Source organism: Flavobacterium sp. 38, from assembly GCF_057799715.1.
Genome location: NZ_JBYNWZ010000002.1, coordinates 572,989 through 595,045, shown reverse-complemented (window position 1 = coordinate 595,045; position 22,057 = coordinate 572,989). Strand labels below are relative to the sequence as shown.

Annotated in this window: 19 protein-coding genes; 3 read left to right on the top strand and 16 right to left on the bottom strand. The window is 35.5% G+C overall.

Features of this window, described 5'->3' with window-relative positions; all coding sequences use genetic code 11:
- Positions 1-9 precede the first annotated feature (9 nt).
- The 3 genes from AC3E9W_RS07645 to AC3E9W_RS07635 all read left to right on the top strand — a co-directional run bounded on the left by AC3E9W_RS07645 (position 10) and on the right by AC3E9W_RS07635 (position 5,943).
- Positions 10-3,528, top strand: coding sequence for a molybdopterin-dependent oxidoreductase (locus tag AC3E9W_RS07645; protein ID WP_488767887.1), 3,519 nt, complete (start codon positions 10-12; stop codon positions 3,526-3,528).
- A 212-nt stretch (positions 3,529-3,740) separates the two neighbouring features.
- A complete protein-coding gene (locus AC3E9W_RS07640) occupies positions 3,741-5,171 on the top strand; it encodes a rubredoxin (protein WP_488767886.1) in 1,431 nt (476 codons plus the stop codon).
- A 139-nt stretch (positions 5,172-5,310) separates the two neighbouring features.
- Positions 5,311-5,943 (top strand): hypothetical protein, encoded by a 633-nt coding sequence (locus tag AC3E9W_RS07635; RefSeq protein ID WP_488767884.1) that lies wholly within the window; start codon positions 5,311-5,313, stop codon positions 5,941-5,943.
- 78 nt (positions 5,944-6,021) lie between these two features.
- Here AC3E9W_RS07635 and moaA read toward each other — a convergent pair whose 3' ends face one another.
- The 16 genes from moaA to AC3E9W_RS07555 all read right to left on the bottom strand — a co-directional run bounded on the left by moaA (position 6,022) and on the right by AC3E9W_RS07555 (position 21,674).
- On the bottom strand, positions 6,022-7,029 hold the full coding sequence (gene moaA / locus AC3E9W_RS07630; protein ID WP_488767883.1) for a GTP 3',8-cyclase MoaA: 1,008 nt from the start codon (positions 7,027-7,029) through the stop codon (positions 6,022-6,024).
- Positions 7,016-7,930, bottom strand: a complete 915-nt coding sequence (gene moaCB / locus AC3E9W_RS07625; RefSeq protein WP_488767881.1) for a bifunctional molybdenum cofactor biosynthesis protein MoaC/MoaB — start codon at positions 7,928-7,930, stop codon at positions 7,016-7,018. Before moaCB ends, moaA begins: the two co-directional genes overlap by 14 nt.
- Before the next feature lie 9 nt (positions 7,931-7,939).
- Positions 7,940-8,371 carry a molybdenum cofactor biosynthesis protein MoaE gene (locus tag AC3E9W_RS07620; RefSeq protein ID WP_066034044.1) on the bottom strand — a complete coding sequence of 144 codons (432 nt, stop codon included), beginning with the start codon at positions 8,369-8,371 and terminating at the stop codon, positions 7,940-7,942.
- A 177-nt stretch (positions 8,372-8,548) separates the two neighbouring features.
- On the bottom strand, positions 8,549-9,622 hold the full coding sequence (locus AC3E9W_RS07615; RefSeq protein WP_488767879.1) for a ThiF family adenylyltransferase: 1,074 nt from the start codon (positions 9,620-9,622) through the stop codon (positions 8,549-8,551).
- Positions 9,623-9,632: 10 nt separating this feature from the next.
- Positions 9,633-9,872, bottom strand: a complete 240-nt coding sequence (locus AC3E9W_RS07610; protein ID WP_488767878.1) for a MoaD/ThiS family protein — start codon at positions 9,870-9,872, stop codon at positions 9,633-9,635.
- A 2-nt stretch (positions 9,873-9,874) separates the two neighbouring features.
- Positions 9,875-10,663: a uroporphyrinogen-III C-methyltransferase gene (cobA, locus tag AC3E9W_RS07605; protein ID WP_488767876.1), complete on the bottom strand. Its 789-nt coding sequence runs from the start codon at positions 10,661-10,663 to the stop codon at positions 9,875-9,877.
- 5 nt (positions 10,664-10,668) lie between these two features.
- The gene (locus AC3E9W_RS07600) at positions 10,669-11,241 is read right to left on the bottom strand and encodes a molybdenum cofactor guanylyltransferase (RefSeq protein ID WP_488767874.1); all 573 of its coding nucleotides are present in this window, start codon (positions 11,239-11,241) and stop codon (positions 10,669-10,671) included.
- Positions 11,242-11,566: 325 nt separating this feature from the next.
- Positions 11,567-12,313 carry a sulfite exporter TauE/SafE family protein gene (locus tag AC3E9W_RS07595; protein ID WP_488767872.1) on the bottom strand — a complete coding sequence of 249 codons (747 nt, stop codon included), beginning with the start codon at positions 12,311-12,313 and terminating at the stop codon, positions 11,567-11,569.
- Positions 12,314-12,493: 180 nt separating this feature from the next.
- Complete coding sequence (locus AC3E9W_RS07590; RefSeq protein WP_488767871.1) at positions 12,494-13,666, bottom strand: molybdopterin molybdotransferase MoeA; 1,173 nt, start codon at positions 13,664-13,666, stop codon at positions 12,494-12,496.
- A gap of 165 nt (positions 13,667-13,831) precedes the next feature.
- Complete coding sequence (locus tag AC3E9W_RS07585; RefSeq protein ID WP_306159906.1) at positions 13,832-14,080, bottom strand: DUF6755 family protein; 249 nt, start codon at positions 14,078-14,080, stop codon at positions 13,832-13,834.
- A gap of 15 nt (positions 14,081-14,095) precedes the next feature.
- Complete coding sequence (locus AC3E9W_RS07580) at positions 14,096-14,608, bottom strand: QcrA and Rieske domain-containing protein (protein WP_456896429.1); 513 nt, start codon at positions 14,606-14,608, stop codon at positions 14,096-14,098.
- 10 nt (positions 14,609-14,618) lie between these two features.
- The gene (locus AC3E9W_RS07575) at positions 14,619-15,188 is read right to left on the bottom strand and encodes a 4Fe-4S dicluster domain-containing protein (RefSeq protein WP_488767869.1); all 570 of its coding nucleotides are present in this window, start codon (positions 15,186-15,188) and stop codon (positions 14,619-14,621) included.
- Between the two features lie 17 nt (positions 15,189-15,205).
- Positions 15,206-17,422: a molybdopterin oxidoreductase family protein gene (locus tag AC3E9W_RS07570; RefSeq protein ID WP_488767867.1), complete on the bottom strand. Its 2,217-nt coding sequence runs from the start codon at positions 17,420-17,422 to the stop codon at positions 15,206-15,208.
- A gap of 87 nt (positions 17,423-17,509) precedes the next feature.
- The gene (locus AC3E9W_RS07565) at positions 17,510-18,559 is read right to left on the bottom strand and encodes an MFS transporter (RefSeq protein ID WP_488767866.1); all 1,050 of its coding nucleotides are present in this window, start codon (positions 18,557-18,559) and stop codon (positions 17,510-17,512) included.
- A 27-nt stretch (positions 18,560-18,586) separates the two neighbouring features.
- Complete coding sequence (locus tag AC3E9W_RS07560; protein ID WP_488767865.1) at positions 18,587-20,179, bottom strand: magnesium transporter MgtE N-terminal domain-containing protein; 1,593 nt, start codon at positions 20,177-20,179, stop codon at positions 18,587-18,589.
- 16 nt (positions 20,180-20,195) lie between these two features.
- Positions 20,196-21,674 (bottom strand): MFS transporter, encoded by a 1,479-nt coding sequence (locus AC3E9W_RS07555; RefSeq protein ID WP_488767863.1) that lies wholly within the window; start codon positions 21,672-21,674, stop codon positions 20,196-20,198.
- Positions 21,675-22,057: the final 383 nt, after the last annotated feature.

Sequence of the window (22,057 nt, the reverse complement as noted above, 5' to 3'; positions counted from 1 at the left end):
GAACACCAAATGCAAACTACGAAGATCAAAACTACCTGTTCCTACTGCGGCGTTGGCTGCGGCATAATCGTGACCAACGATGCTAAAAATGGTGTAATGGTCGAAGGCGATAAAGATCATCCTGTAAACAAAGGAATGCTGTGTTCTAAAGGAATGAACCTGCATTACGTAGTTAATGATACTTCAGATCGAATTTTATATCCTGAAATGCGAGGCAGTAAATCTTATCCGCTGGAACGCGTAAGCTGGGATACTGCACTTGACCGAGCTGCTGCCGTTTTTTCTTCTATTATAAAAAAACACGGTCCAGATAGCGTTGGATTTTATATTTCGGGACAGTGCTTAACAGAAGAATATTACTTAGTCAATAAACTGGTCAAAGGTTTTTTGAAAACCAACAATATCGATACCAATTCCAGACTTTGCATGAGTTCTGCAGTTGTAGGATATAAAAAGACTTTTGGCGAAGATTCGGTTCCCATTGCTTACGATGATATCGAATTGGCCGATACGTTTTTAATTACAGGAGCCAATCCTGCTTGGTGCCACCCTATTCTACTCAGAAGACTTGAAAAACATAAAGAGAAAAATCCGAAAACAAAAATAATCTGTATCGATCCGAGGAGAACCGATACCGCTGTTTTCTCCGATTTACATTTGCAGATTATTCCAGGTTCTGATATTATTTTATATCACGCCATAGCCAAACGAATTATCGAAAAAGGCTATGTAGATCATGATTTCGTTAAAAATAATGCCGAAAACTTTAAACAATATAAAGATTTGGTTTTAGGCACTTCGCTTGAAAAAGCTTCTAAACTTTGCGGTATTTCGGTGCCAGACATTAAACTTGCCGCCGATATTATCGGAAAAGCAAAAGGATTTATTTCGCTTTGGGCAATGGGTTTAAACCAAAGCGCTGTTGGGGTTGATAAAAATACGGCATTGCTGAATTTGTCTTTATTAACAGGGCAAGTTGGAAAACCAGGTTCTGGACCATTTTCATTAACAGGTCAGCCGAATGCTATGGGCGGGCGCGAAGTTGGCGGAATGGCTACACTTTTGGCCGCACACAAAGACATTGCAAATCCGACGCATCGAAAAGAAGTTGCAGATTTCTGGGGTGTAGACGAGATATCAGACAAACCAGGTTTAACCGCCACAGAAATGTTTGAAGCTTTAGAATCTGGAAAAATGAAAGCGGTGTGGATTATCTGTACCAATCCATTAGTGAGTTTACCAGATTCGAGAAGAGCCGAAAAAGCGCTTAAAAATGCCAAATTTGTTGTGGTTCAAGATATTTCGCATAATGCAGATACAGCAAAATTTGCCGATTTATTATTGCCTGCTGCTGGATGGCTGGAAAAAGAAGGAACGATGACAAACTCGGAACGTCGTATTTCGTATCTGCCAAAAGGAATCAATGCGCCTGGAGAAGCGCTTCCAGATATTGAAATCTTAATTCGTTTTGCTAAAAAAATGAATTTCAACGGATTCAATTTCAACAGTGCAGAAGAGATTTACAAAGAACATTGCGCGCTTACCAAAAACACCAATATTGATATTTCGTTTTTAAACTACAATCGTTTAAAAAACGAAGGTACTTTCCAATGGCCAGTTCCAGATTATGGGCATCCGGGAACTCCAAGGTTATTTACCGATAAAAAATTCTATACGCCTTCGGGAAAAGCCATTTTTAATTTGCCGGTTTCTATAGAAAACACATCAGTTCAGCCTAATGCAGAATTTCCATTTATTCTGACAACAGGACGAATCCGAGATCAGTGGCATACGATGACCAAAACGGGAAAAGTATCTCGATTGTTAACACATATTCCGAGTCCGGTATTAGAAATCAATCCGATTGATGCTTTTAAAAATGATATTAAAAATGGTGATATCGTTGTGGTTTCAAGTCAAAATGGCGAAGTTCGCGTAAAAGCAAAAGTAACCGATTCGATCAAAGAAAAAGTCGTTTTCTTGCCGATGCATTGGGGAAAACAACTTGAAAATGATTTAAACAGAACAAACAATTTAACAAATACAGTTGTAGATCCAGTTTCAAAAGAACCTGATTTTAAATTCACAACGGTTTCCATTAAAAAATATGTAAAACCATTTCAGAAAATTGCCATTGTAGGTGCTGGAGCGGCTTCTTTCCGATTTATTCAAAATTACCGTGAATTCAATTCAACCGACGAAATTATTGTTTTTTCGAATGAAGTAAATCCGTTTTACAATCGTGTTTTGCTTCCAGAATATATGACGGGAGAATTTACTTGGGAACAGCTCTTGAAAGTAAAAGACGGCGAAGCTTTCAATAAATTAAAAATTACCATGAAAGCTGGGGTTGCAATTGAAAAATTAGATGCAAAACAAAAAACAATCTTAGACAGTACGGGAGAAATCCACAGTTTTGATTCTTTGATTATCGCTACAGGAAGCCGTCCTTTTATTCCAGAAAATGCACAGCTTCATTTGCCTGGACGTTTTACCGTTAGACGAAAAGAAGATGCTGATCGTTTGAAAAAACATTTAGACAGCACTAATCTTCCGCCAGAAGAACAGCACGTTGTTATTATTGGTGGCGGTTTATTAGGTTTGGAATTGGCAGCGGCTTTAAAACATAAAAAAGTAAAAACCACTATAATTCAGCGTGCATCGCGATTAATGGAGCGTCAATTGGATTTAATTTCAAGCAAATTACTGGCAGAAGAAGTGCAGCTTCGTGACATTCAGATTTATTTTGATAATGAAGTAAGTACTGTTTTTGAAACCGATAATCCGAATGAAATTGAAATTGCTTTAAAAAGTGGCAAAATCATCACCGCCAATGCGATTGTATATACGATTGGAACGATTCCGAATATTGAAATCGCACGCGAAAGCGGTTTGGCCTGCGGACGTGGCGTTAAAGTAAATCAATATCTTCAGACTTCAAATCCAGATATTTTTGCTATTGGCGAAATTGCCGAATTTGACAATAAATTATTCGGAATTACTTCTGCGGCAGAAGAACAGGCAGATATTTTGGCCAACTTTTTAGCCGGCGATATCAGCAGTTATTACAAAGGTTCTATTTTAATGAATATTTTAAAACTAGAAGATATTAACCTGTGCAGTATTGGCGATATTAATATCCCCGAAAATGACGATTCGTACGAAGAAATTGTTTTTGCCGATTTGAAAAAACGTTATTACAAAAAATGTATTGTAAAAGACGATCTTTTGGTTGGAGCGATTTTAATGGGCGATAAAAACGAGTTTGCCGAATTTAAAACCATGATTGAAAGCAAAATCGAATTATCAGACAAACGAAATACGCTTTTAAGAGGAAGTTCGAACGCAAAACCGGTTTTGGGCAAATTAGTCTGCTCGTGCAGTCAAGTCGGAGCCGGAAACATTGAAGAGACCATAAAAAGTGGTGTCTGCGATTTTACCGATTTATGCAAAAACACTGGCGCAGGATTAGGCTGCGGAAGCTGTAAAACTGAAGTTAAAGAGATATTGGCGAAATGTAAGGTTTAAATTTTGTTTCAGGTTTTCTTTGTTTGCTTCGCCCGTTCGGCTTTCAGCCTCGGGTCAAGTTTCAAGTTATTGGAACGTGAAACTTGAAACTAAAAACAACGAAATGTCACCCTGAGCGGAGTCGAAGGGCGTTCCAATTGGAATCGGGCTTCGACTCCGCTCTGCCTGACAAACGTGAAACAAAGAAAACCTGAAACCTGAAACAAAAAACTATGGAACTAACAAGATTAATAGTAAAAGGAGGCGTTATTTCGCCAGGAGAATTGCGCGAAGTCGTTAATATCGCTTTGGAAGAAGGACTGGATTCAATTTCTTTTGGTTCCAGACAGGATATTATTTTTCCGAAAGGGTTTAAGTCTTTAGATAAAACCACTTTAGGGAAGCATCATTTTGTGTATCCTGATCAAAAAAGCGGCAACAATATTGTCTCTTCTTACGTTTCGACAGATATTTTTAGAAATACCAATTGGCTTACGGGAAATCGTTTTTTATACGTTCTAGAAGAATTTAAAGAACAGCCAAAACTAAAAGTCAATATAACCGATCCGAAGCAACAATTGGTTCCTTTGTTTACCGGACATTTGAATTTTATCGCTTCAGAACATGAAGATTATTGGTATTTATATATTCGTCTCCCGAAATGGGAAAAAATAGAAGTTTATCCTGTTTTGATTTACAGCTGGGATTTGGCTAAAATTTATTACGAAATCGAGAAAATCTCTGAAGAAGATTCTATTGATGTTGAAATGCTTTTTACCTTAGTTAGCGAAGCTTTAGATACCAACAACAGAACAATTGACAAACCATTGAATATTCCGTTTTATCCATTTCCGTATTACGAAGGAATGAATAGAATGGGAATTGATCAATATTGGCTGGGATTGTATTGGAGAAATAATCTTTACGATCTCGATTTTCTGAAAGAAATGTGCGATTTATGCTTTGAATGCAAAATTGGTAAAATCTGCATTACACCTTGGAAATCTTTCATTATCAAAGGAATTCCAAAAGACAGAAAATTGGAATGGGAAAAGTTTTTAGGTAAAAGAGGAATCAATGTTCGCCATTCCCTTTTAGAATTAAATTGGCATTTGCCAGTTGCAATGGAATGGGCTTTAAACTTGAAAACATTTCTAGTTCGTACACTCGATCAATTTGACATCAGCACGTACGGATTGAATTTCGGAATTTCGGAATACAATCGTGACGGTCATTATTTTACTTCGATTGTTATCGAAAAAAATGAACTTCCCGCTGCTTTAGAATCTATTAAAATCAGAGATACTTACAATGTTTTGTTTGCTAAGAATTTCGACCCAAATACGCGCGAATACATTGTTCATTCACAAGATATTGATAAACTCGAGCTTCCTACTATTTTAATTGAATTAAGCCGAAAATATTTTGAAGGCCTTGGAAATGTAGCAGCTGAAACAGCTGAGAATCCGCAGAAAAAAGAAAAACCGCAATTGGATGTTTATCAATGCCAGGAATGCTTGACTCTTTATAATTCTGAATACGGAGATCAAACCCAAGGAGTTCCCAAAGGGATTTTATTTGAAAATCTGCCAGAAACATATTGCTGTTCTTTATGCGAAGCACCAAAAAGTAATTTTAGAATTCTAGAAGCAGTTGAAAATTAATGACTTCGATAAAAGCACAGTATTTCGTATTCAAAAATTGCGTATATTTAGCTTAACTAAGAATTTATATTAAAGCTCTATACTTCAAAAGCTTTAAAATTACTTGGTTACTATCTATTATTCAATAAAAAATACAGTTATGATAAAACGAAATCCAAGTACTCCTGCTGTAAACAACACTGATATTCCAGCAGAAACAACTGTAGAAAAGACTACAGAAATACAGCCAGAAACCAAGACAACGGTAAAAAGAACAACAAGAACTGCTGCAAAACCAACAGCAACAAAGGCGCCAGCTTCAAGAACAACCGCTGCAAAAGCACCTGCTGCGACTGTTAAACCTGCCGCAAAAACACCTGTTAGAGCTGCGTCTAAAACAACGCCGAGAGCGACTGTAAAAAAAACAGCAACAGCGCCTGCAAAAGCAGAACCTATCGTTTCTGAAATTGTGGAAATTAAAACCGAAGATATTCCAGTGCCTTTTGAAGAAAACAAACCTGTTGTAACTGTGGAGAAAATTGGCAAAGAAAAAAACGATATAAAATCAAAGCTTAAAGCTAAACTTAAAGCCAAAAAAGAGAAAGAAAAGAAAAGGGAAAAAGCGATTAAGGCGGTTATCAAAAAACTAGAAAAAGCTAAAAAAGCAAAATTAAAAGCTGCAGAGAAGAAAAAAGAAAAAGCTAAAAAGGCAAAGGATAAAGCCAAAGCTAAAAAAGCTGCTGAAAAGAAAGCAAAAGCGTTGAAAAAGGCTAAAGCTAAAAAGAAAAAATAGGAGTTGAAAATTCCAATATTTTAATTCCAAATTCCAATTTGGAAGACTTAAAAAGAATCCTTTGGGTTCTTTTTTTTATTACCCCCCAATCGAAATCATACTGCGATTATCAGAATGAAGTGCTGGATCGTTAATCTTAGCAATTGTAGTCATTCCTGCCCTTACTTTCTTTTTATTTTGAATGGATTCCGAAATCAAATCGGTGATAGATTCTCCATTTCTAAAAGCAGTCAGCAAATCAGTTTCTGAATTGGAGAAAAGGCAGTTTTTTATTTTTCCGTCAGCCGTCAAGCGGATGCGGTTGCAGCTGTCACAAAACGGATTGGTAATCGAACTGATGATTCCAAAATCACCTTGAAAGCCTTTTATTTTATACGTTCTTGCCGTAAAGTTTTTTTCATCTTCAAGTTTCTCCACCTGATTCTCATCAAAATGAGTATTTACAAAAGACAATACTTCTTTCTGAGAAACCATTTTGCTTCTATCCCACTCGTTTCCTGCAAAAGGCATAAACTCAATAAAGCGTACAGAAATAGGCAGAAACTGAGTCAGTTTTACAAAATCAACAATTTCGTTATCATTGAAACCTTTCATTAAAACGACATTTACTTTTACTTTAAAATCATTATTTAAAAGCAAATGCAGATTATCAATTACTTTCTCAAACTGATTTCTAAGCGTTATCGAATGAAATTTTGATGCAATTAAAGTATCTAAACTCAAATTGATTTTTTTGATTTTAAACTGCTTTAAAACCTCAATATGACGGTCAATTAAAATCCCGTTTGTTGTGATGGAAAGCGAAATATTAAGCGCTGCTAATTTCGAAACAATCTCAGGAAAATCTTTTCTCAACAGAGGTTCTCCTCCTGTTAATCTTATTTTGTCAACACCATTATTTACGAAAGTCTGGGCAATGGCAAAAATCTCCTCTGCAGTCATTAAACTTGCTTTTGGAGAAAGCGCGATTCCGTCAGCTGGCATGCAGTATGTACAACGCAGGTTGCATTTTTCCAGCAGCGAAATGCGCAGATAATTGTGCTTGCGCCCAAAACCATCCGTCAAAATAGTGTTAGAGGCTGTCATGATTTTTACCTTTTAAAATATGAAAAACGTGCAACAAATGCGGAAAAACAGCATCCATAGATTCTCTCGCTCCATTTGTAGAACCTGGCAAAGCCAAAACTACCGTTTTGCCTAAAGTTCCCGCAACTGTTCTGGATAACATTGCATAAGGCATTCTTTGCTGTCCATAATTACGAATCGCTTCTTCAATTCCCGGAATTCTGCTTTCTAATAATGGTTCCAAAGCTTCCGGAGTTACATCTCTTGGTGACAAACCAGTTCCGCCAGTAAAAATCACCAGCTGATTTTCTTTGGCGAAAGCTTTTGTTTTTTCCTGAATAATATCCAATTCATCAGGGATAATTTCATAGTGAGAAGTTTCAACTCCGTATGAATCTAATTTCTCTACAATAACTTTTCCAGATCGGTCTTCTTTATCTCCTGCGAAAATCGAATCGGAACAAACGAAAACTGCAGCTTTAATTGCATTCGAAAATTTATTTTTAAACGAAGATTTTCCGCCCTCTTTATTTATTAATTTGATGGTCGAAATCTCGATTTCTTTATCAATCGGTTTCAGCATATCGTACATGGTCAAAGCAACAATAGATGCTCCGTGCATCGCCTCAACCTCAACTCCCGTTTTGTAAACGGTTTTTACATTGAAAATGATATGAATTTCTAAGCCTTCAATATTGTATTCTACAGAAGTAAATTCAATTGGAAGCGGATGACAATCTGGAATGGATAAATGCGTGTTTTTTACTGCAAATAATCCCGCCGTTTTGGCCATTTCGAACACGTTTCCCTTTGGCACCAAGTTATTGACAACAGCATCAATCGTTTCTTGTTTGCTGACTTTTACGATTGCAGTCGCAGTTGCTTTCCTTAAAGTGTTTATTTTATGTGTAATATCTACCATTATAGTTTCTTAGGTATTTTGTTTCCAAGTGAATGTATCGTTTTCAAACATTTCTTTACCAAAAATCGGCACATCGGTTTTAATCCAGTTTACAATGGCTTCTGTGGCTTCATAAACTTGCTTGCGTCGTGTAGCCGAAACAAAAACGAACAAACAGATTTCGCCCGCTTTTACAACGCCTAAACTGTGATAAATGTGCATGCAGGTTAAATCAAACTTAGCGAAGGCTTTTTCTCGAATTGCATATAACGCTTCATTTGCCATGTCTTTATATGCCGAATAATCGATAGCAACAACCGTATTGTCGTGAATCACGTCCGCGCGAACTTGCCCCAAGAAAATATTATGCGCTCCAATCGTATGTTTAGATTGGTGTTTAGCGATCGATTCTGCTATAAACTCAGGCGAGATCGGTCCTTCTACAAATACATTTTTACTCATTACTTTTTATTTTTTTTGCCACAGATTAAAAAGATTATTTTGATTTTTTCTTTAGCCACGAATTACACAAATTGCTCTAATTTTTTTGATTTTAATTTTACAATTCGCGAAAATTCGTGCAATTCGTGGCAAAAAATCCACGCACAGAAAAATCCTTTTAATCCATATAATCTGTCGCTATATCTTCTCTTCTTTTAATATTTGTTTCATTGCTAAAGCTCCACCAATAACACTTTTTACCTTTTGAAATTGATTTTTCTGAAGCGTTTCAGCCGCGATTTTACTTCGAATTCCAGATTGACAGAAAACGTAAATCGTTTGGTTTTTATTCAGTTTTTCCATTTCATTTTCTAAATTCATTAACGGAATCTGAATACTGTTAATCAATTTTATTTTGGGCAGTTCGTCTTCATTTCGAACGTCTAAAAAAAGAACTTCCTCATTTTCTATTTCACTCAAAAGAAGCTCAAATTTAATTTCTTCTATTTGATTTTCAGCAGAATTATATTTTCTTTCAAACTCTACTTTAGTTATTTCTAAACTGGAGCTTTTCTCAAAATCATACTTTTGCTGGTCATTTTTCAACATATTATAAACCAATATTTTTCCGCTTAAGACTTCTCCATTTCCGAGAATTATTTTTAGGACTTCATTAGCTTGAAACATTCCGATAATTCCAACCGAAACACCTATTACTCCTGCATCTTCACAATTCAATGCATTTGCTTTTTCCTCTGGATACAAACATCTATACGTTGGACCATTTTCGTAATTGAAAACCGAAACCTGACCCTGAAACCTAAAAATAGACCCGTAAACCATTGGCTTATGGGTCACAAGACACGCATCATTAATCAGATATTTAATGGCAATATTATCTGTTGCATCAACTATAATATCGTATTTTTCAAATAAGGAAATCGCATTTTTCCCCGACAATTTCTCTGCAAAAACATTCACTTGAATAAGCGGATTTAACTCTGAAATCATCGCTTTTGCTTCTGCGGCTTTTCCTTTTCCAACCGCCGAAGTTTTGTAAATAACTTGTCTGTGCAGATTAGAAACTTCGATAACGTCATCATCGACGATCCCGATTTCGCCCACTCCAGCACCAGCCAGATAAGGCAAAATTGAAGCGCCCAAACCTCCAGCGCCAATTACCAAAACTCTAGATTTCAGCAATTTGTACTGGCCTACATCTCCTATTTCAGGAAGTATGATTTGTCTGTTATATCGTGCCGTTCCGCTCATAAATTTATTTTTAACCTCCAGCAAATGGTGGCAATAAAGCAATAACATCGCTGGTTTGCAATGTATAATCGCTTGCTTTTGAAACTATTTTTTGATTTACCGCAACGCTGAAAGTAAGCGATTCCAATTGATATTTTTCGTCTAAATCCTGCAATAATTTTTGCAGTGATAATTCTTCTGAACAAGACAATTTTTCGAATTCGCATCTTGTTTTTTCAGCGACAGCTCCAAAATATTTAACTTCAATCATTTTTATAAATTTAAATTCTGAAAAATGAATTCATCATCAAAATGCTCTTGAAAATATTCCGTCAATTTTGATGTATTTTTCACTACTTCACCAATCACAATAATGGCTGGTGATGAAATATTCTTTTCGGATACCAATTTAGTAATTGTACTAATAGTTCCGATTACTTTTTGTTCTGAATTTTTTGTTCCATTCTGAATAATGGCAATTGGAAGATCATCTGCTCTATTCTCTTGATAAATCGAAATTATCTCTTCTAATTTATGCATTCCCATCAAAATAACTACAGTTGCCGCTGATTTTGAGGCCAAATGAATGTCTTTTGATAATTCGTGATTCGAAGTTGTTCCTGTAATAACCCAAAAACTTTCCGCAATTTTACGCTGTGTTAAACTGATTCCTGCAGTAGCCGGAACGCCCAATGCAGAAGAAATTCCCGGTACAACAGCCGTTTCCAAACCAAATTTCACCGCATAATCAATTTCTTCGCTTCCTCTTCCAAAAACAAAAGAATCTCCTCCTTTTAAACGTACTACATGACCGTAACGATTTGCCATTGAAACAATCAATTCGTTAATCTGATCTTGTGTGTAAGCGTGACATCCCAATCGTTTTCCAACAAAAACAATTTCTGCATTTGATGCATAATCCAGCAATTCTTCGTTTACTAAAGCATCGTACAAAACTACATCGGCACTTTCTAAAGCTTTAATTGCTTTTAGCGTAATCAATTCAACATCGCCTGGACCTGCGCCTACAATCGTCAATTTTGGTGTTTTTAAATTTCGCATAGTCTTTAAGTTAAATTGATATTCAGGTCGTTTAATTCGTCTGCCGAATTAATATTGGTTAAAGGAAAGTTTTCACTTTCTTCTATATTGATTATCTGATGAGGCAGTTTTGCCAACAAATCCATCATCTTTAGTTCATTAGAATCAATTGCTTCTTTTATAACTGGAAGAATATTTTTAGAATAAATTCCAATTAATGGATGTGTTTTGCTTTCCGAAGCAAAAACTGCGATTCCAGCTTCTTTTGTATGTTTTGAAATTAATTCTTGCAATAATTTGGTTGAAATTAACGGAATATCGCAACTTAAAATCAGATTAAACTTACTTTCAGAATGTGATAATGCGGTGTAAATTCCGCCCAGCGGACCTTTATCTTCAATAAGATCAGGTATTTTTTCATACTGCAAATAATCGTATTCTTTTGATGCCGTAATCAATTTAATCTGATCTGTAATTGGTAAAATCGCCTGAATGATATGCTCAATGAATGGCTTATCCTGAAACAAAACCAATCCTTTTTCTGATTGCATTCTGGTGCTTTTTCCACCGCAAAGAATAAATACTGTTAGTGTTTTCATAGTTTTTTTATTTCAGGTTTCTTTTGTTTCAGGTTTCAAGTTTCAAGTTTTCCCAATCTTTGTCATTCCCTTCCCTTTTTTACCTTAGCCCCGGTTTCAACCGTGGTTACATAATGATTCGCAGAGGTGATTTACAATGCGTTCCCACGGTTGAAACCGTAGGCAATGTTCATTATGTTGTAATATATTTTTATTCAAATTCGCAAAGCTAAATCAACACAAAGCTTTGCGAACTTTACTATCTTCAATAAAATCATTTCAGATAAAGAACTTTGCGTACTTTGCGGTTAATTTTTATTTTAGATTTTCCACAACATTTCATTATTTAAGGAAAAATCAATTTAACGCTTGCCATTAAAATCACAGTTCCTAAAACCATTTTTAATGTTCTGTTTGAGAAAGAGCCACTTCCGTAAAAACCTCCCAACATTCCTCCAACAATTGCAATTGGAACCAAATAAAAACTTTCCATTGGCACTGTTTTTCCTCCTAAAAAGAATCCCAACATTCCAGCAAAAGAATTCACAAAAATGAATAAACTTGAAATCGCCGCCGATTCTTTAACCGAAGCCCATCCTAAAAACAATAGAATCGGACTCAAAATAATTCCGCCGCCAATTCCCAGCATTCCAGACAATAATCCGATGCAAAAACCAATTGCCAAAGCAAACGGAAGATTGATTTTTACTTCTTCTTTTTCCTTAAAATTAAATACTCCAAACAGCCTCAATGCTGCAAAAACCAATACAATTCCTAAAATTATTTTATAAATCGTATTATCTAAAGTTATAAAGCCACCAATAAATGCTGCTGGAATCGAAGCAATTGCAAATGGATAAAACAGTTTGGGTTTGAAATAATTATTCTTGTAATAAAACCAAAATGAAATACTCGAAACAAACAAATTCAACAATAAAGCCGATGGTTTCATAATTGAAATCGGAAATGCAAAAATGCTCATCAAAGCCAAATATCCCGAAGCTCCGCCATGTCCTACACTTGAATATAAAAATGCAATTACAATTAATGCAAAACTAAATAGGACTATATTTTCTGAGCTTAATAAGTTCATTCTTGTTCTTTGTTCTTTGTTCTTTGTTCTTTGTTTCAAGTTTCAGGTTTCAAGTTTTTCCAATCGATCTGGAAATTACTAGCTATATGTTTTTATTTATACAGCGCTTTTTATCATCCACCATAAAATCTATCTTCTTTGCTCTATATTCTCTTTTATTTATTCTATTCTCTAAAAAATCTAATCAATTGGCAATAAAACGACCTCTTGACCTTTTTTATACTCTTCAATATTCTCGGGAACAATTAATAAACTGTTCGCTACAGCAAATGTATTAAGCATTGCAGAACTTTGACCTTCTAAAACAGTGACATTGGTTTCGTTATATTTTGCTTTTAAAAACAAGGTTTTTCCAGTATTGTTTTTAATATCAGAATTTAATTTTCGAACTACTTTTGGTCTATGAATTGCTGCAAAACCCATTCTATACTTAACCGCTGGCGCTACATAAATATAAAAATTTGTAAGCGATGAAGCAGGATTTCCTGGAAGTGCAAATACCAGAGTTTCATTTTTTGAACCAAAAAACATTGGTTTTCCTGGTTTTTGATTGATTTTATAGAAAAGCTCTTTTACATCATTTTGCAATAAAGCTTCCTTTACAAAATCATAATCTCCAACTGAAATTCCGCCGGAAATCAAAACAATATCATTTTTTTTCAAGATCTCTTTTAAAGCTTTTTTCGTTGCTTTCAAATTATCTTTTACTCTGTACACTTTCGTTTTCTCAATTCCAATAGTTTGAAGCGCAGCCTGAAGCATAATCGAGTTACTTTCGAATATCTTTCCTTTTTTAAGTTTCTCACCTGGAGCAACCAATTCATTTCCAGTAACCAAAATGGCTACTTTGGGCTTTTTATAAACCTCAACTTCAGTAATTCCTAAACAAGCTAAAAATCCAACTGCAGCTGGAGTGACTAAAGTGTCAGCTTCAAAAACTACATCATTCTTAGCAATTTGCTCCCCTTTAGGACGCACATTTGCTAATTTATCTGGCATTGTGGCGATCAAAATTGAATTTTCATTTGCCATTACATGCTCTTGCATTACAACTGTATCTGCATTGTCAGGAACATAAGCGCCAGTAAAAATTCGAATCGCTTCGCTTGCTTTTAATTTTATATTCGAATGATCTCCAGCTTGCGAAGTCCCAACTATATCGTATTGATGTCGAATACTGTGTGTAAAAGCGTATCCATCCATCGCTGATTGACGAAATGGAGGCATATTGATTGGCGAATTTACTTTATCCGCCAATATATATCCCAGCGCTTTACTAACAGCAATCTGTTTTGTTGGCATTTTCGTGCTATTTGCCTCAATAATAGCGATGGCTTCTTCAACTTTAATCATTATGCTATCTTATTAAAAGCAAAAAATACTTATACAAATATAAGTACTTTTACTTATTTAAAATCTATTTAGTTATAATTTTATTTTAGAATTATAAATTTAATGCATTTATTTTCAAAACTTTTATAAAAACATAAAATAGCTATTTTAAATTAAGAATTAGTTCTATTTCCTTTTAAAATTTCCCTTAGGAAGATAATATAGCCATGAGAAACCAATAAAAAATAAAATTGCAGAAGCTATAAAAGCAGGAATTAAAATTTCTTTATTATTATCTAATGCATTATTCAAAGAGGCGTACAAAAGCCAAATCTGAATGCTGACATTAAGAATTAAAATAAAAATTAATGTCGAAAGTATATTGTTCAGTTTATTTGGGTTGGCGCTATTCTGACTTCTTCTAAACGTACTCATAATTCAAAAATTAAATTAACTGTCTTTCTTTTCAATTAATGATTTAACAAAAACAGCGTTTTCTTTAAAAAACACTTCTAATTGAGGCAAGGCACGAGGCGGCGGTCCAGCAAGTACATCTCCGGTCATTGCATCAAAAGATCCTTCGTGGCAAGGGCAATGTATAATTCCTGTTCCAGGTTTGTAGAATACGGAGCAAGAAAGATGCGTACATTTTTGTTCGTAAGCTCTAAAATCTCCGCTTTCTAAATGAATCAAAATATACGGAATCGTACTGCCTTCTAAAACAAAACCTCTAGTTCCCCCAACAGGAATATCTTCTTTATTACAAATAAAATGCTCCCCTTCCACTTCTTCTTTAGGCATTAAAAAGGCTTTGGCGGTAACAAAACCGCTTCCAACCATTAGTCCACCTGAAACAAAAGTTAAGAATTTAGCAAAATCGCGTCGGCTGACTTGAGTTGATTCTTGTTTTTTTATCGGAAAATCTTTTTTCCAGTTCTGATTTAAATTATCTTCTTTAGACATGACTCCATTTTTAATAAATTCTTAATTCTGTACTGCCTTTTGGCATCATGATATTGACTTTAGTTTTCACTTTTTCTTTTCCAAAAATGAAATTATTGATCGGTGTACTATTCGGCCTCATTTCTTCTATCTGTTCTCTAGTACCGTAGAATAAAGCACCACTTGGGCAAACTGTTGCACACATTGGCTTTTTACCTACGCTTGTTCTGTCGTAACACATTGTACATTTCATCATCAAATCGTATTCTTCGACTTTTTTCGGAACTCCGAATGGGCATGCCATGACACAGTTAGAACAGCCAATGCATCTTTCTGTATTTGCAGTGTGAACCACTCCAAATTCGTCCTGAGAAATAGCATCTGCAGGACATACATTAGCACAAACTGGATCTTCACAATGCATGCAAACCTGAACCGTAGTTTGAATGGTTAATGCACGATCTACATAATTTACACTTATCAAAGTCTGCTGGCCATTTGTTTCACATTCGGCACAAGCCATTTCACAGGCTTTACAACCAATACAGCGCTGCATATCTACAAAAAATTCTTCGCTTGTATTAAAATTGGTTAAATTCATAAAGTTCTTTTTATAGATTAAATACTTGCGTAAGCTTCAGATTCTTTAGCCGGTGGGGCAATTGTTCCTTGTGGCTCCAATTTGCACGCACATACTTTAAACTCAGGAATTTTAGAAATTGGATCTAAAGTTCCTGGCGTTAACTGATTGGCCGATTTTTTCCCTGGCCAGTGGTAGGGTATAAAAACGGTATCTTTTCTAATGGTTTCTACAATATTGGCAGGAAAAATTCCTTCTCCTCTTCGGGTTGAAACTTTCACTAGTTCTCTCTGCTGAATGTTGTATTTCTGAGCCATTTCGGGATGAATTTCCACCATTGGTTCTGGAAACTGATCTACCAATTTTCCAATTCTTCGTGTTTGTGTTCCACTTAAATATTGCGAAACCACACGTCCCGTTGTTAAGGTTATCGGGTATTCCTCATCGGTAACTTCGCCAGGAAGTTTATATGGCGCGGGATTGAAATGTGCTTTTCCGTCTGGTGTTTTAAATTTCCTGTCTTCCCACAATCTTGGTGTTCCTGGATGATCCTCGGTTGGGCAAGGCCAGAAAACACCCATATGGTCTTCAACTTTTTTATAGGTAATTCCAAAATAATCTGCTGTTCCTCCTTTTGAAGCCACACGCAATTCATTGAAAATTTCTTCACTATTATTATAATTAAATTTGTCTTTTTCTCCCAATCTTTCAGCGATTTCCAATAATATAGAAGTATCGGTTCGAGCTTCTCCCGGAGGCGTAACCGCTTGTCTGATTCGAATTACGCGTCCTTCTGCAGATGTGGTTGTTCCCTCTTCTTCTTCCTGTAAAGATCCTGCCAAAACAATATCGGCGTGGCGCGCGGTTTCATTCAAAAAGAAATCAATACAGACGTAAAACTCTAATTTTTCAAGAGCCGAACGCACATAATTATTGTTCGGAAGCGAAACTAATGGATTGAAACAGATTGAAATCAATCCTTTTATTTCATCTCTGTGAATGGCTTCAATAATTTCATAAGCTGTAAGCCCTGTGTGCGGCAAATCTTCTTCTTTAATTCCCCAAACATCCGCAATATATTGTCGATGCACAGGGTTTTCAATATCTCTGTTTCCAGGCAATTGATCGCATTTATGACCGTGCTCCCTTCCGCCCTGACCATTACCTTGTCCAGTAATGGTTGCGTAGCCGCAATATGGCTTTCCGATTCTGCCTGTCGCCAAAACCAGATTAATACAGCCTATCACATTATCAACACCTTTTGAATGGTGTTCAATTCCTCTTGCGTGCAATAAAAAGCTTGTTTTTGCTTTACCCCATAATTCGGCCGCAGCTTTTATTTTTTCTTTATCGATTCCTGTAACTTCTTCTGCCCATTCTAAAGTATAGTCTTTTACGGCATCAATCGTTTCCTGAAATCCTGAAGTATAATTATCTATAAAATCATGATCGAGCATGTCCTTATCCACCAAATATTTAAGCATTGCACCATATAAAGCAGAATCTGTTCCCGGTCTGACATCGAGATGGATATCGGATGTTCTTGCCAAAGGAATCATTCTTGGGTCAATTACAATTAATTTTGCTCCGCGATCTCTGGCCTTCCATATCCAATGGGTTAAAGTTGGAAAAGTCTCACTGATATTGGCTCCTGTCACAATAATTACCTCGGCATATTCTAAATCTGAGTAATTGTTGGATGCGCGATCCAAGCCAAAAGCTTTTTTATTTCCCGCGCCCGCACTTACCATACAAAGGCGTCCATTGTAATCCAGATTTCTGGTTTTTAAAGCGACTCTGGCAAATTTTCCTACCAAATAGCTTTTTTCATTGGTTAACGAAACTCCAGAAAGCATCGAAAAAGCATGTTTGCCGTATTTCTCTTGAATTCTTTTAATTTCAGAAACGGTTTTATCCATCGCATTATCCCATGAAATTTTTTCAAAACCTTTCCCTTCCACTCTTTGAAGCGGATGTAAAAGTCTGTCAGGATGATTGTTTTGAAGATAGCGCTGTACTCCTTTTGGGCACAGACGACCTTCGTTGAAAGGAAATTCCATCCAAGGTTCAAAACCCACCACTTTATTGTCTTTTACAGATAATTGTATGCCGCATTGCATACCGCAGAAACAACAGTGTGTTTTTACAATATCATCAGGTTCGTCTCTTCCATCATAGCCATCAACTGGAGCATAGTTTAAATGCGGTCCAAAATCTTCAATTATTTTTTCTATTTCTACTGGTAGTTTTGCCATGTTTTTTGTTTTGTTATATTTTTGTTTCACTTTTCAAGTTTCACGTTTTGTTAGGAACTTGAAACCTTAAACTTGAAACTTTAAAAATTATCCAAATAAGTTTCCGCCACCTATTCGAGCTTTTAAGTGCGCTTGAGCTACTCGTGATCTTTTTCCTTCAGGACTAAGATCAAGATGAGATGTTCCGTCTTCGTGGGTAAAATCGAAACCTAATTGTTTGGTTACAATTTTTAAATCGTCGATATGAAGTTTTGTTGCAAATTCTTCTCCTGTATGCGGACAAACAGCCATTCCTTTTTTAATTCCTTCTTGTTTGTAAATGTGTGCTCCAATCTGAGCCGGACGTTGAATAATATGGAAGAATTTCCCAAACGGAATCCAGATCAGAAACATAATAACCGTCACAGCATGAATTACAGCTAGGAAATCAAATGCAAATCCTTTCATGAACTGATAGGAATACGTCAGGCACAAACCTGTTACTGAAATTGCAATCAATAAAATCAGTGGCAGCAAATCGCCTTCAAAGGTCTGCGTCGCAATTAAACCTGGGTTGGTTAAGCGGCGTCTCAAATAATAAACAGATCCAATTATAACCAAATAAGAGGACCAGTTTAAGGCATGAAAAGTCAAAAATGCCATTATGGAACCCAATTCAAAATCCATTACTTTAAAACCAAAAAAATGGGCTTCGTAAACTGAAATAGAATTCGGTGCCAAAGTAAAATGAATCCATCCAAATGTCAACGGAAAAGTAATGGCAAAAGCAGATAAACAGCCGATTGCAATACAAAAATGCGCTATCCAGCGGTATTTTCCTCTTGGATAAATGAATTTCTGAATAGCTATATTTTGAACCGATTCTTTTCCTAAAAACCATAAATGAGAAAACACTTTTCCTGTAAAAAGAAATTTAAGACTTCTTTTGAAATACATCCAAGTCGGAGGGCGCTGCAGCCAAACTGTATATCGATAAACAATTCCGAAGAATGCAAAGATGGTTCCGAACAGATAGGTTACCAATGCTGCATCAAAATTCTGAAGCTGTCTTGATCCTAAAAACACGAATACGATCATAAGCACAGATACTAGAGTTGCTACTAATAACGCTTTGGTATTAAATGTTTTATTTTTCATCTCTATTAAAATTTTATGATTATTTAATTAACTTGGCTTCTCACAATTTTTACGATTGTAAAACCACCAATTAATAGCTGTCGCTAGTATTGCAAAAAAAGCAAGACCGATAAAAAACTGATTTACTGAGCCATTTGCAGAAATATTATTTCCTATTAACTTAGAAAAAATAAATGGTCCAAAAGCTGCAATTGCTGCAGTCCAACCAATTACTCCTGCTGCTTGACGAGGATTTTCTTTAAAAATGATTGGATATTGTCTAAATGTCCCTGCATTTCCAATTCCAGTAAAAAAGAACATAGCTAAAATTACCGCTACAAAAAGTGGAAATTGATCTATACTTGTTGGCGCAACTAACCCTTGAGTTATTAAAAGTATTGATCCTGCTAAAATTCCTAGACCTGTTATAGTCGTTAAAATCGCACCACCAACTTTATCTGCCACAAAACCAAAAGCAATTCGGCTGGCAGAACCAATTAATGGACCGTAGAATGCATAAACTAAAGGATCTGGTGCATTTGGAAAATCTCCGTAAAGAAATTTAATCATTAACGGAAAAGCTGCAGATAAGCCTGCAAAAGTTCCAAAAGTCATTACGTAAGTTATAGTACAATACCAAGTATGTTTATTGGAAAAAATATCCAACTGCTCTTTTACAGAAGCTTTCATTGGAATACTTCTTAAATAAAACCAGCTAAACAGTGCCATGATAATTAAAAACGGCGCATACCAAAATGCAGCTGACTGCATATAAATTGGTTTGTTTTTTACCGCCGTGTTTTCGCTTTGAATGTTATTTAAAATTTTCTCAGCTAATTTCGGATTTGCATTTGCAATGGCTTTTGCTTTTGCCTTAACTGGAACCGAAGTAAATACAATTACATTATCTTTTGAGTTTACTGCTGTTTGTACAGAATCAATAACATTTTTCTTTACGTTCAAAAGTATTTTCGTTTGCACTTCAGTATCTAGCGCCGCAAAAACTTCCTTTTGTTTTTCGACTGATGTGTTTTGAAAAACTGCTACAGCTTCTTTAGGATCGATACTTGTAAATACTGTTGAAGCTCCAAAAATACCAACGCTAATAACCAAAGGCGTTACAAATTGGGCAAGTGAAACTCCAAAGTTTCCAATTCCTGCCTGAATTCCTAATGCTGTTCCTTTTAATCTTTGCGGAAAAAACAGACTTGTGCTTGGCATGTAAGAAGAGAAATCTCCTCCTCCAAAACCTGTTGTAAAAGCTAAAACTGCAAAAACCCAAAAAGGTGTATTTACATTCATAATTGCAAATCCAATTCCGATTACGGGAATTAATTTTATCGCTGTAGCGAAAGATATAATGTGGCGTGTGCCAAAAATCGGTAATAAAAAAGTATGAATGATTCTTAAAAAACCAGCAGCTAACCCTGGAATTGCGGTCAGCCAAAAAAGCTGATCTTTTGAAAAATTAAAGCCTAAGCCTGGCAATTTTACAGCAATTACACTCATCATAAACCAAGAGGCAAAAGACAATACAAGCGTTATTGTTGTTATTGTTAAAGTTCTCCAGGCAATTTTACTTCCGTCAGCATTCCAATACGCTTCATCTTCAGGATTCCATTTGTCTAACCAAGTTTTCATTTAATTCAATTTTAATTTAATGTTTATCTTCTATTTGTTTTGTGAAATTTGGCGATTTACTATGCATCGCCTTTATAATTGTTCTGTGCATCCAGATTAAGCATGCTACAGAAACGAAGCAGATGAATATCCATGAACTGGTCCAAAGCCCTGTATAATTAAGTAGGTATCCGAAAATTATGGGCCCTAAAAATCCTCCCAAACCACCAATTAGGCCGACCATTCCTCCGACTACACCGACTTCATTTGGGAAATATTCTGGAATATGTTTATAGACAGCCGCTTTTCCAATTCCCCACGAAATTCCAATCAGTGTTACCAAAATCACGTAAACCCAGAGATTGGCGCTGAAATTAATCTGCGTTATTCCGTGCGCTAATAATTCTTTCTTTTTAACTTCTTGATTTTGTTCAACAACAACTTCCTGCCATGATTTTTTTACTGGAAAAATTGCAGATTCATTGTTACTTTTTACCTCTCTTTTATTGCTGATCTGGTGTATTTTTCCGTTTACAACTATTTTATTATCAGCAATTTCAGTTACTTTTCCATTAGTAAGTGACATAACTCCGGGACCAGCAGTAATGATTTCCATTTTTGGAAACATCAATAAAAAGCTTATTACAACTGAAGAACCTAAAACCCAATACATGACTTTTCTTGCCCCAAATTTATCTGAGAGATAACCGCCAAAAGCTCTAATGACGCCAGAAGGCAGACTGAACATTGTGGCAAACATTCCAGCCATTACTAATGTTGTGTTATAAACATTCATAAAGTTGGGAAGAAGCCATTGCGAATAGGCGACAAAAAAACCGAAAACTAAAAAGTAGTAAGCTCCAAAACGCCAGACTCTGGTTTTCTTTAATGGAGATAGCAATTCGCCCATGGTTTTTGAAACGCCTTGATTGGTTTTGTTTTTAGCGAAAGCGATAAAAAGTATTCCGATTGTGACTAAAGACGCAGCATATATAATAGGAAGTGTTTTCCAGCCATTTATCGGGTCATTTGCAGATAAATTATTTAATAATGTAGGCGCCACGAAAGTCGTAATGGCTGCACCTGCATTTCCCATTCCGAAAATTCCCAGCGCTCGACCCTGCCATTCTTTTGGGTACCAGACAGAAGTATAGCCAATTCCAACAGCGAAACTAGTTCCTACTAATCCGAAGAAAAAACTTAGCACTGCGAAACTCCAAAAAGAATCTGCGAAAGGAAGTAAAAAAAGCGGTATTGAACACGCTATTAATAAAGCAGAAAATACAATTTTGCCTCCATATTTGTCTGTTAAAATTCCTATTGGAAGTCTAAAAATAGAACCTGAAAGAATAGGAATTCCAAGAAGCCAGCCCATTTCTACAACAGAAAAACTGAATATTCCTTTGTCTGCAAGGAAAGTAATTAATACACCGTTTAGTGTCCAACAAGCAAAACAGATGGTAAAGGCTAGTGTATTTAGAAATAAAATTTTGTGAGATTGCGATAGATTACTCATAGTTTTAATTTTGATTCTAACTGAGTAACTATTCCCTCAATTATCGAATCAAAATTACCTTCATACATTCTTACAAAAAATGACAAATATCATATAAAGGATAATTTTGTCTTTATTTGATATAAATATGCAAGAATCATATAGAACTTAAAAAAATACCTAAAGCTAAGACCAAAAAAAGGCTTTTAAAGATGTTTTTTATATCTCATCTTTAATTATTTAGAGTTTTAAACTCATTAAACCAAAAGAATAATACTACATTTCTATAGTTTATTAAAGAATAAATTTAACATTCTTATTTTTTACTGTCTATTGAAAAGCCTTTAAAATTAAGGCTTCTAAAAGAAACAATTTTCTAAGTTGCTCCTATTCAGCAAAGTTTT

What these genes read in the sequence shown, in the direction of transcription:
- AC3E9W_RS07580 (WP_456896429.1), bottom strand. Translation starts at nt 14,608, where the DNA reads ATGTCTAAAGAAGATAATTTAAATCAGAACTGGAAAAAAGATTTTCCG.
- AC3E9W_RS07575 (WP_488767869.1), bottom strand. Translation starts at nt 15,188, where the DNA reads ATGAATTTAACCAATTTTAATACAAGCGAAGAATTTTTTGTAGATATG.
- AC3E9W_RS07560 (WP_488767865.1), bottom strand. Translation starts at nt 20,179, where the DNA reads ATGAAAACTTGGTTAGACAAATGGAATCCTGAAGATGAAGCGTATTGG.
- AC3E9W_RS07640 (WP_488767886.1), top strand. Translation starts at nt 3,741, where the DNA reads ATGGAACTAACAAGATTAATAGTAAAAGGAGGCGTTATTTCGCCAGGA.
- AC3E9W_RS07555 (WP_488767863.1), bottom strand. Translation starts at nt 21,674, where the DNA reads ATGAGTAATCTATCGCAATCTCACAAAATTTTATTTCTAAATACACTA.
- AC3E9W_RS07620 (WP_066034044.1), bottom strand. Translation starts at nt 8,371, where the DNA reads ATGAGTAAAAATGTATTTGTAGAAGGACCGATCTCGCCTGAGTTTATA.
- AC3E9W_RS07595 (WP_488767872.1), bottom strand. Translation starts at nt 12,313, where the DNA reads ATGAACTTATTAAGCTCAGAAAATATAGTCCTATTTAGTTTTGCATTA.
- AC3E9W_RS07590 (WP_488767871.1), bottom strand. Translation starts at nt 13,666, where the DNA reads ATGATTAAAGTTGAAGAAGCCATCGCTATTATTGAGGCAAATAGCACG.
- AC3E9W_RS07635 (WP_488767884.1), top strand. Translation starts at nt 5,311, where the DNA reads ATGATAAAACGAAATCCAAGTACTCCTGCTGTAAACAACACTGATATT.
- cobA (WP_488767876.1), bottom strand. Translation starts at nt 10,663, where the DNA reads ATGCGAAATTTAAAAACACCAAAATTGACGATTGTAGGCGCAGGTCCA.
- moaA (WP_488767883.1), bottom strand. Translation starts at nt 7,029, where the DNA reads ATGACAGCCTCTAACACTATTTTGACGGATGGTTTTGGGCGCAAGCAC.
- AC3E9W_RS07600 (WP_488767874.1), bottom strand. Translation starts at nt 11,241, where the DNA reads ATGAAAACACTAACAGTATTTATTCTTTGCGGTGGAAAAAGCACCAGA.
- AC3E9W_RS07565 (WP_488767866.1), bottom strand. Translation starts at nt 18,559, where the DNA reads ATGAAAAATAAAACATTTAATACCAAAGCGTTATTAGTAGCAACTCTA.
- moaCB (WP_488767881.1), bottom strand. Translation starts at nt 7,930, where the DNA reads ATGGTAGATATTACACATAAAATAAACACTTTAAGGAAAGCAACTGCG.
- AC3E9W_RS07610 (WP_488767878.1), bottom strand. Translation starts at nt 9,872, where the DNA reads ATGATTGAAGTTAAATATTTTGGAGCTGTCGCTGAAAAAACAAGATGC.
- AC3E9W_RS07585 (WP_306159906.1), bottom strand. Translation starts at nt 14,080, where the DNA reads ATGAGTACGTTTAGAAGAAGTCAGAATAGCGCCAACCCAAATAAACTG.
- AC3E9W_RS07570 (WP_488767867.1), bottom strand. Translation starts at nt 17,422, where the DNA reads ATGGCAAAACTACCAGTAGAAATAGAAAAAATAATTGAAGATTTTGGA.
- AC3E9W_RS07645 (WP_488767887.1), top strand. Translation starts at nt 10, where the DNA reads ATGCAAACTACGAAGATCAAAACTACCTGTTCCTACTGCGGCGTTGGC.
- AC3E9W_RS07615 (WP_488767879.1), bottom strand. Translation starts at nt 9,622, where the DNA reads ATGAGCGGAACGGCACGATATAACAGACAAATCATACTTCCTGAAATA.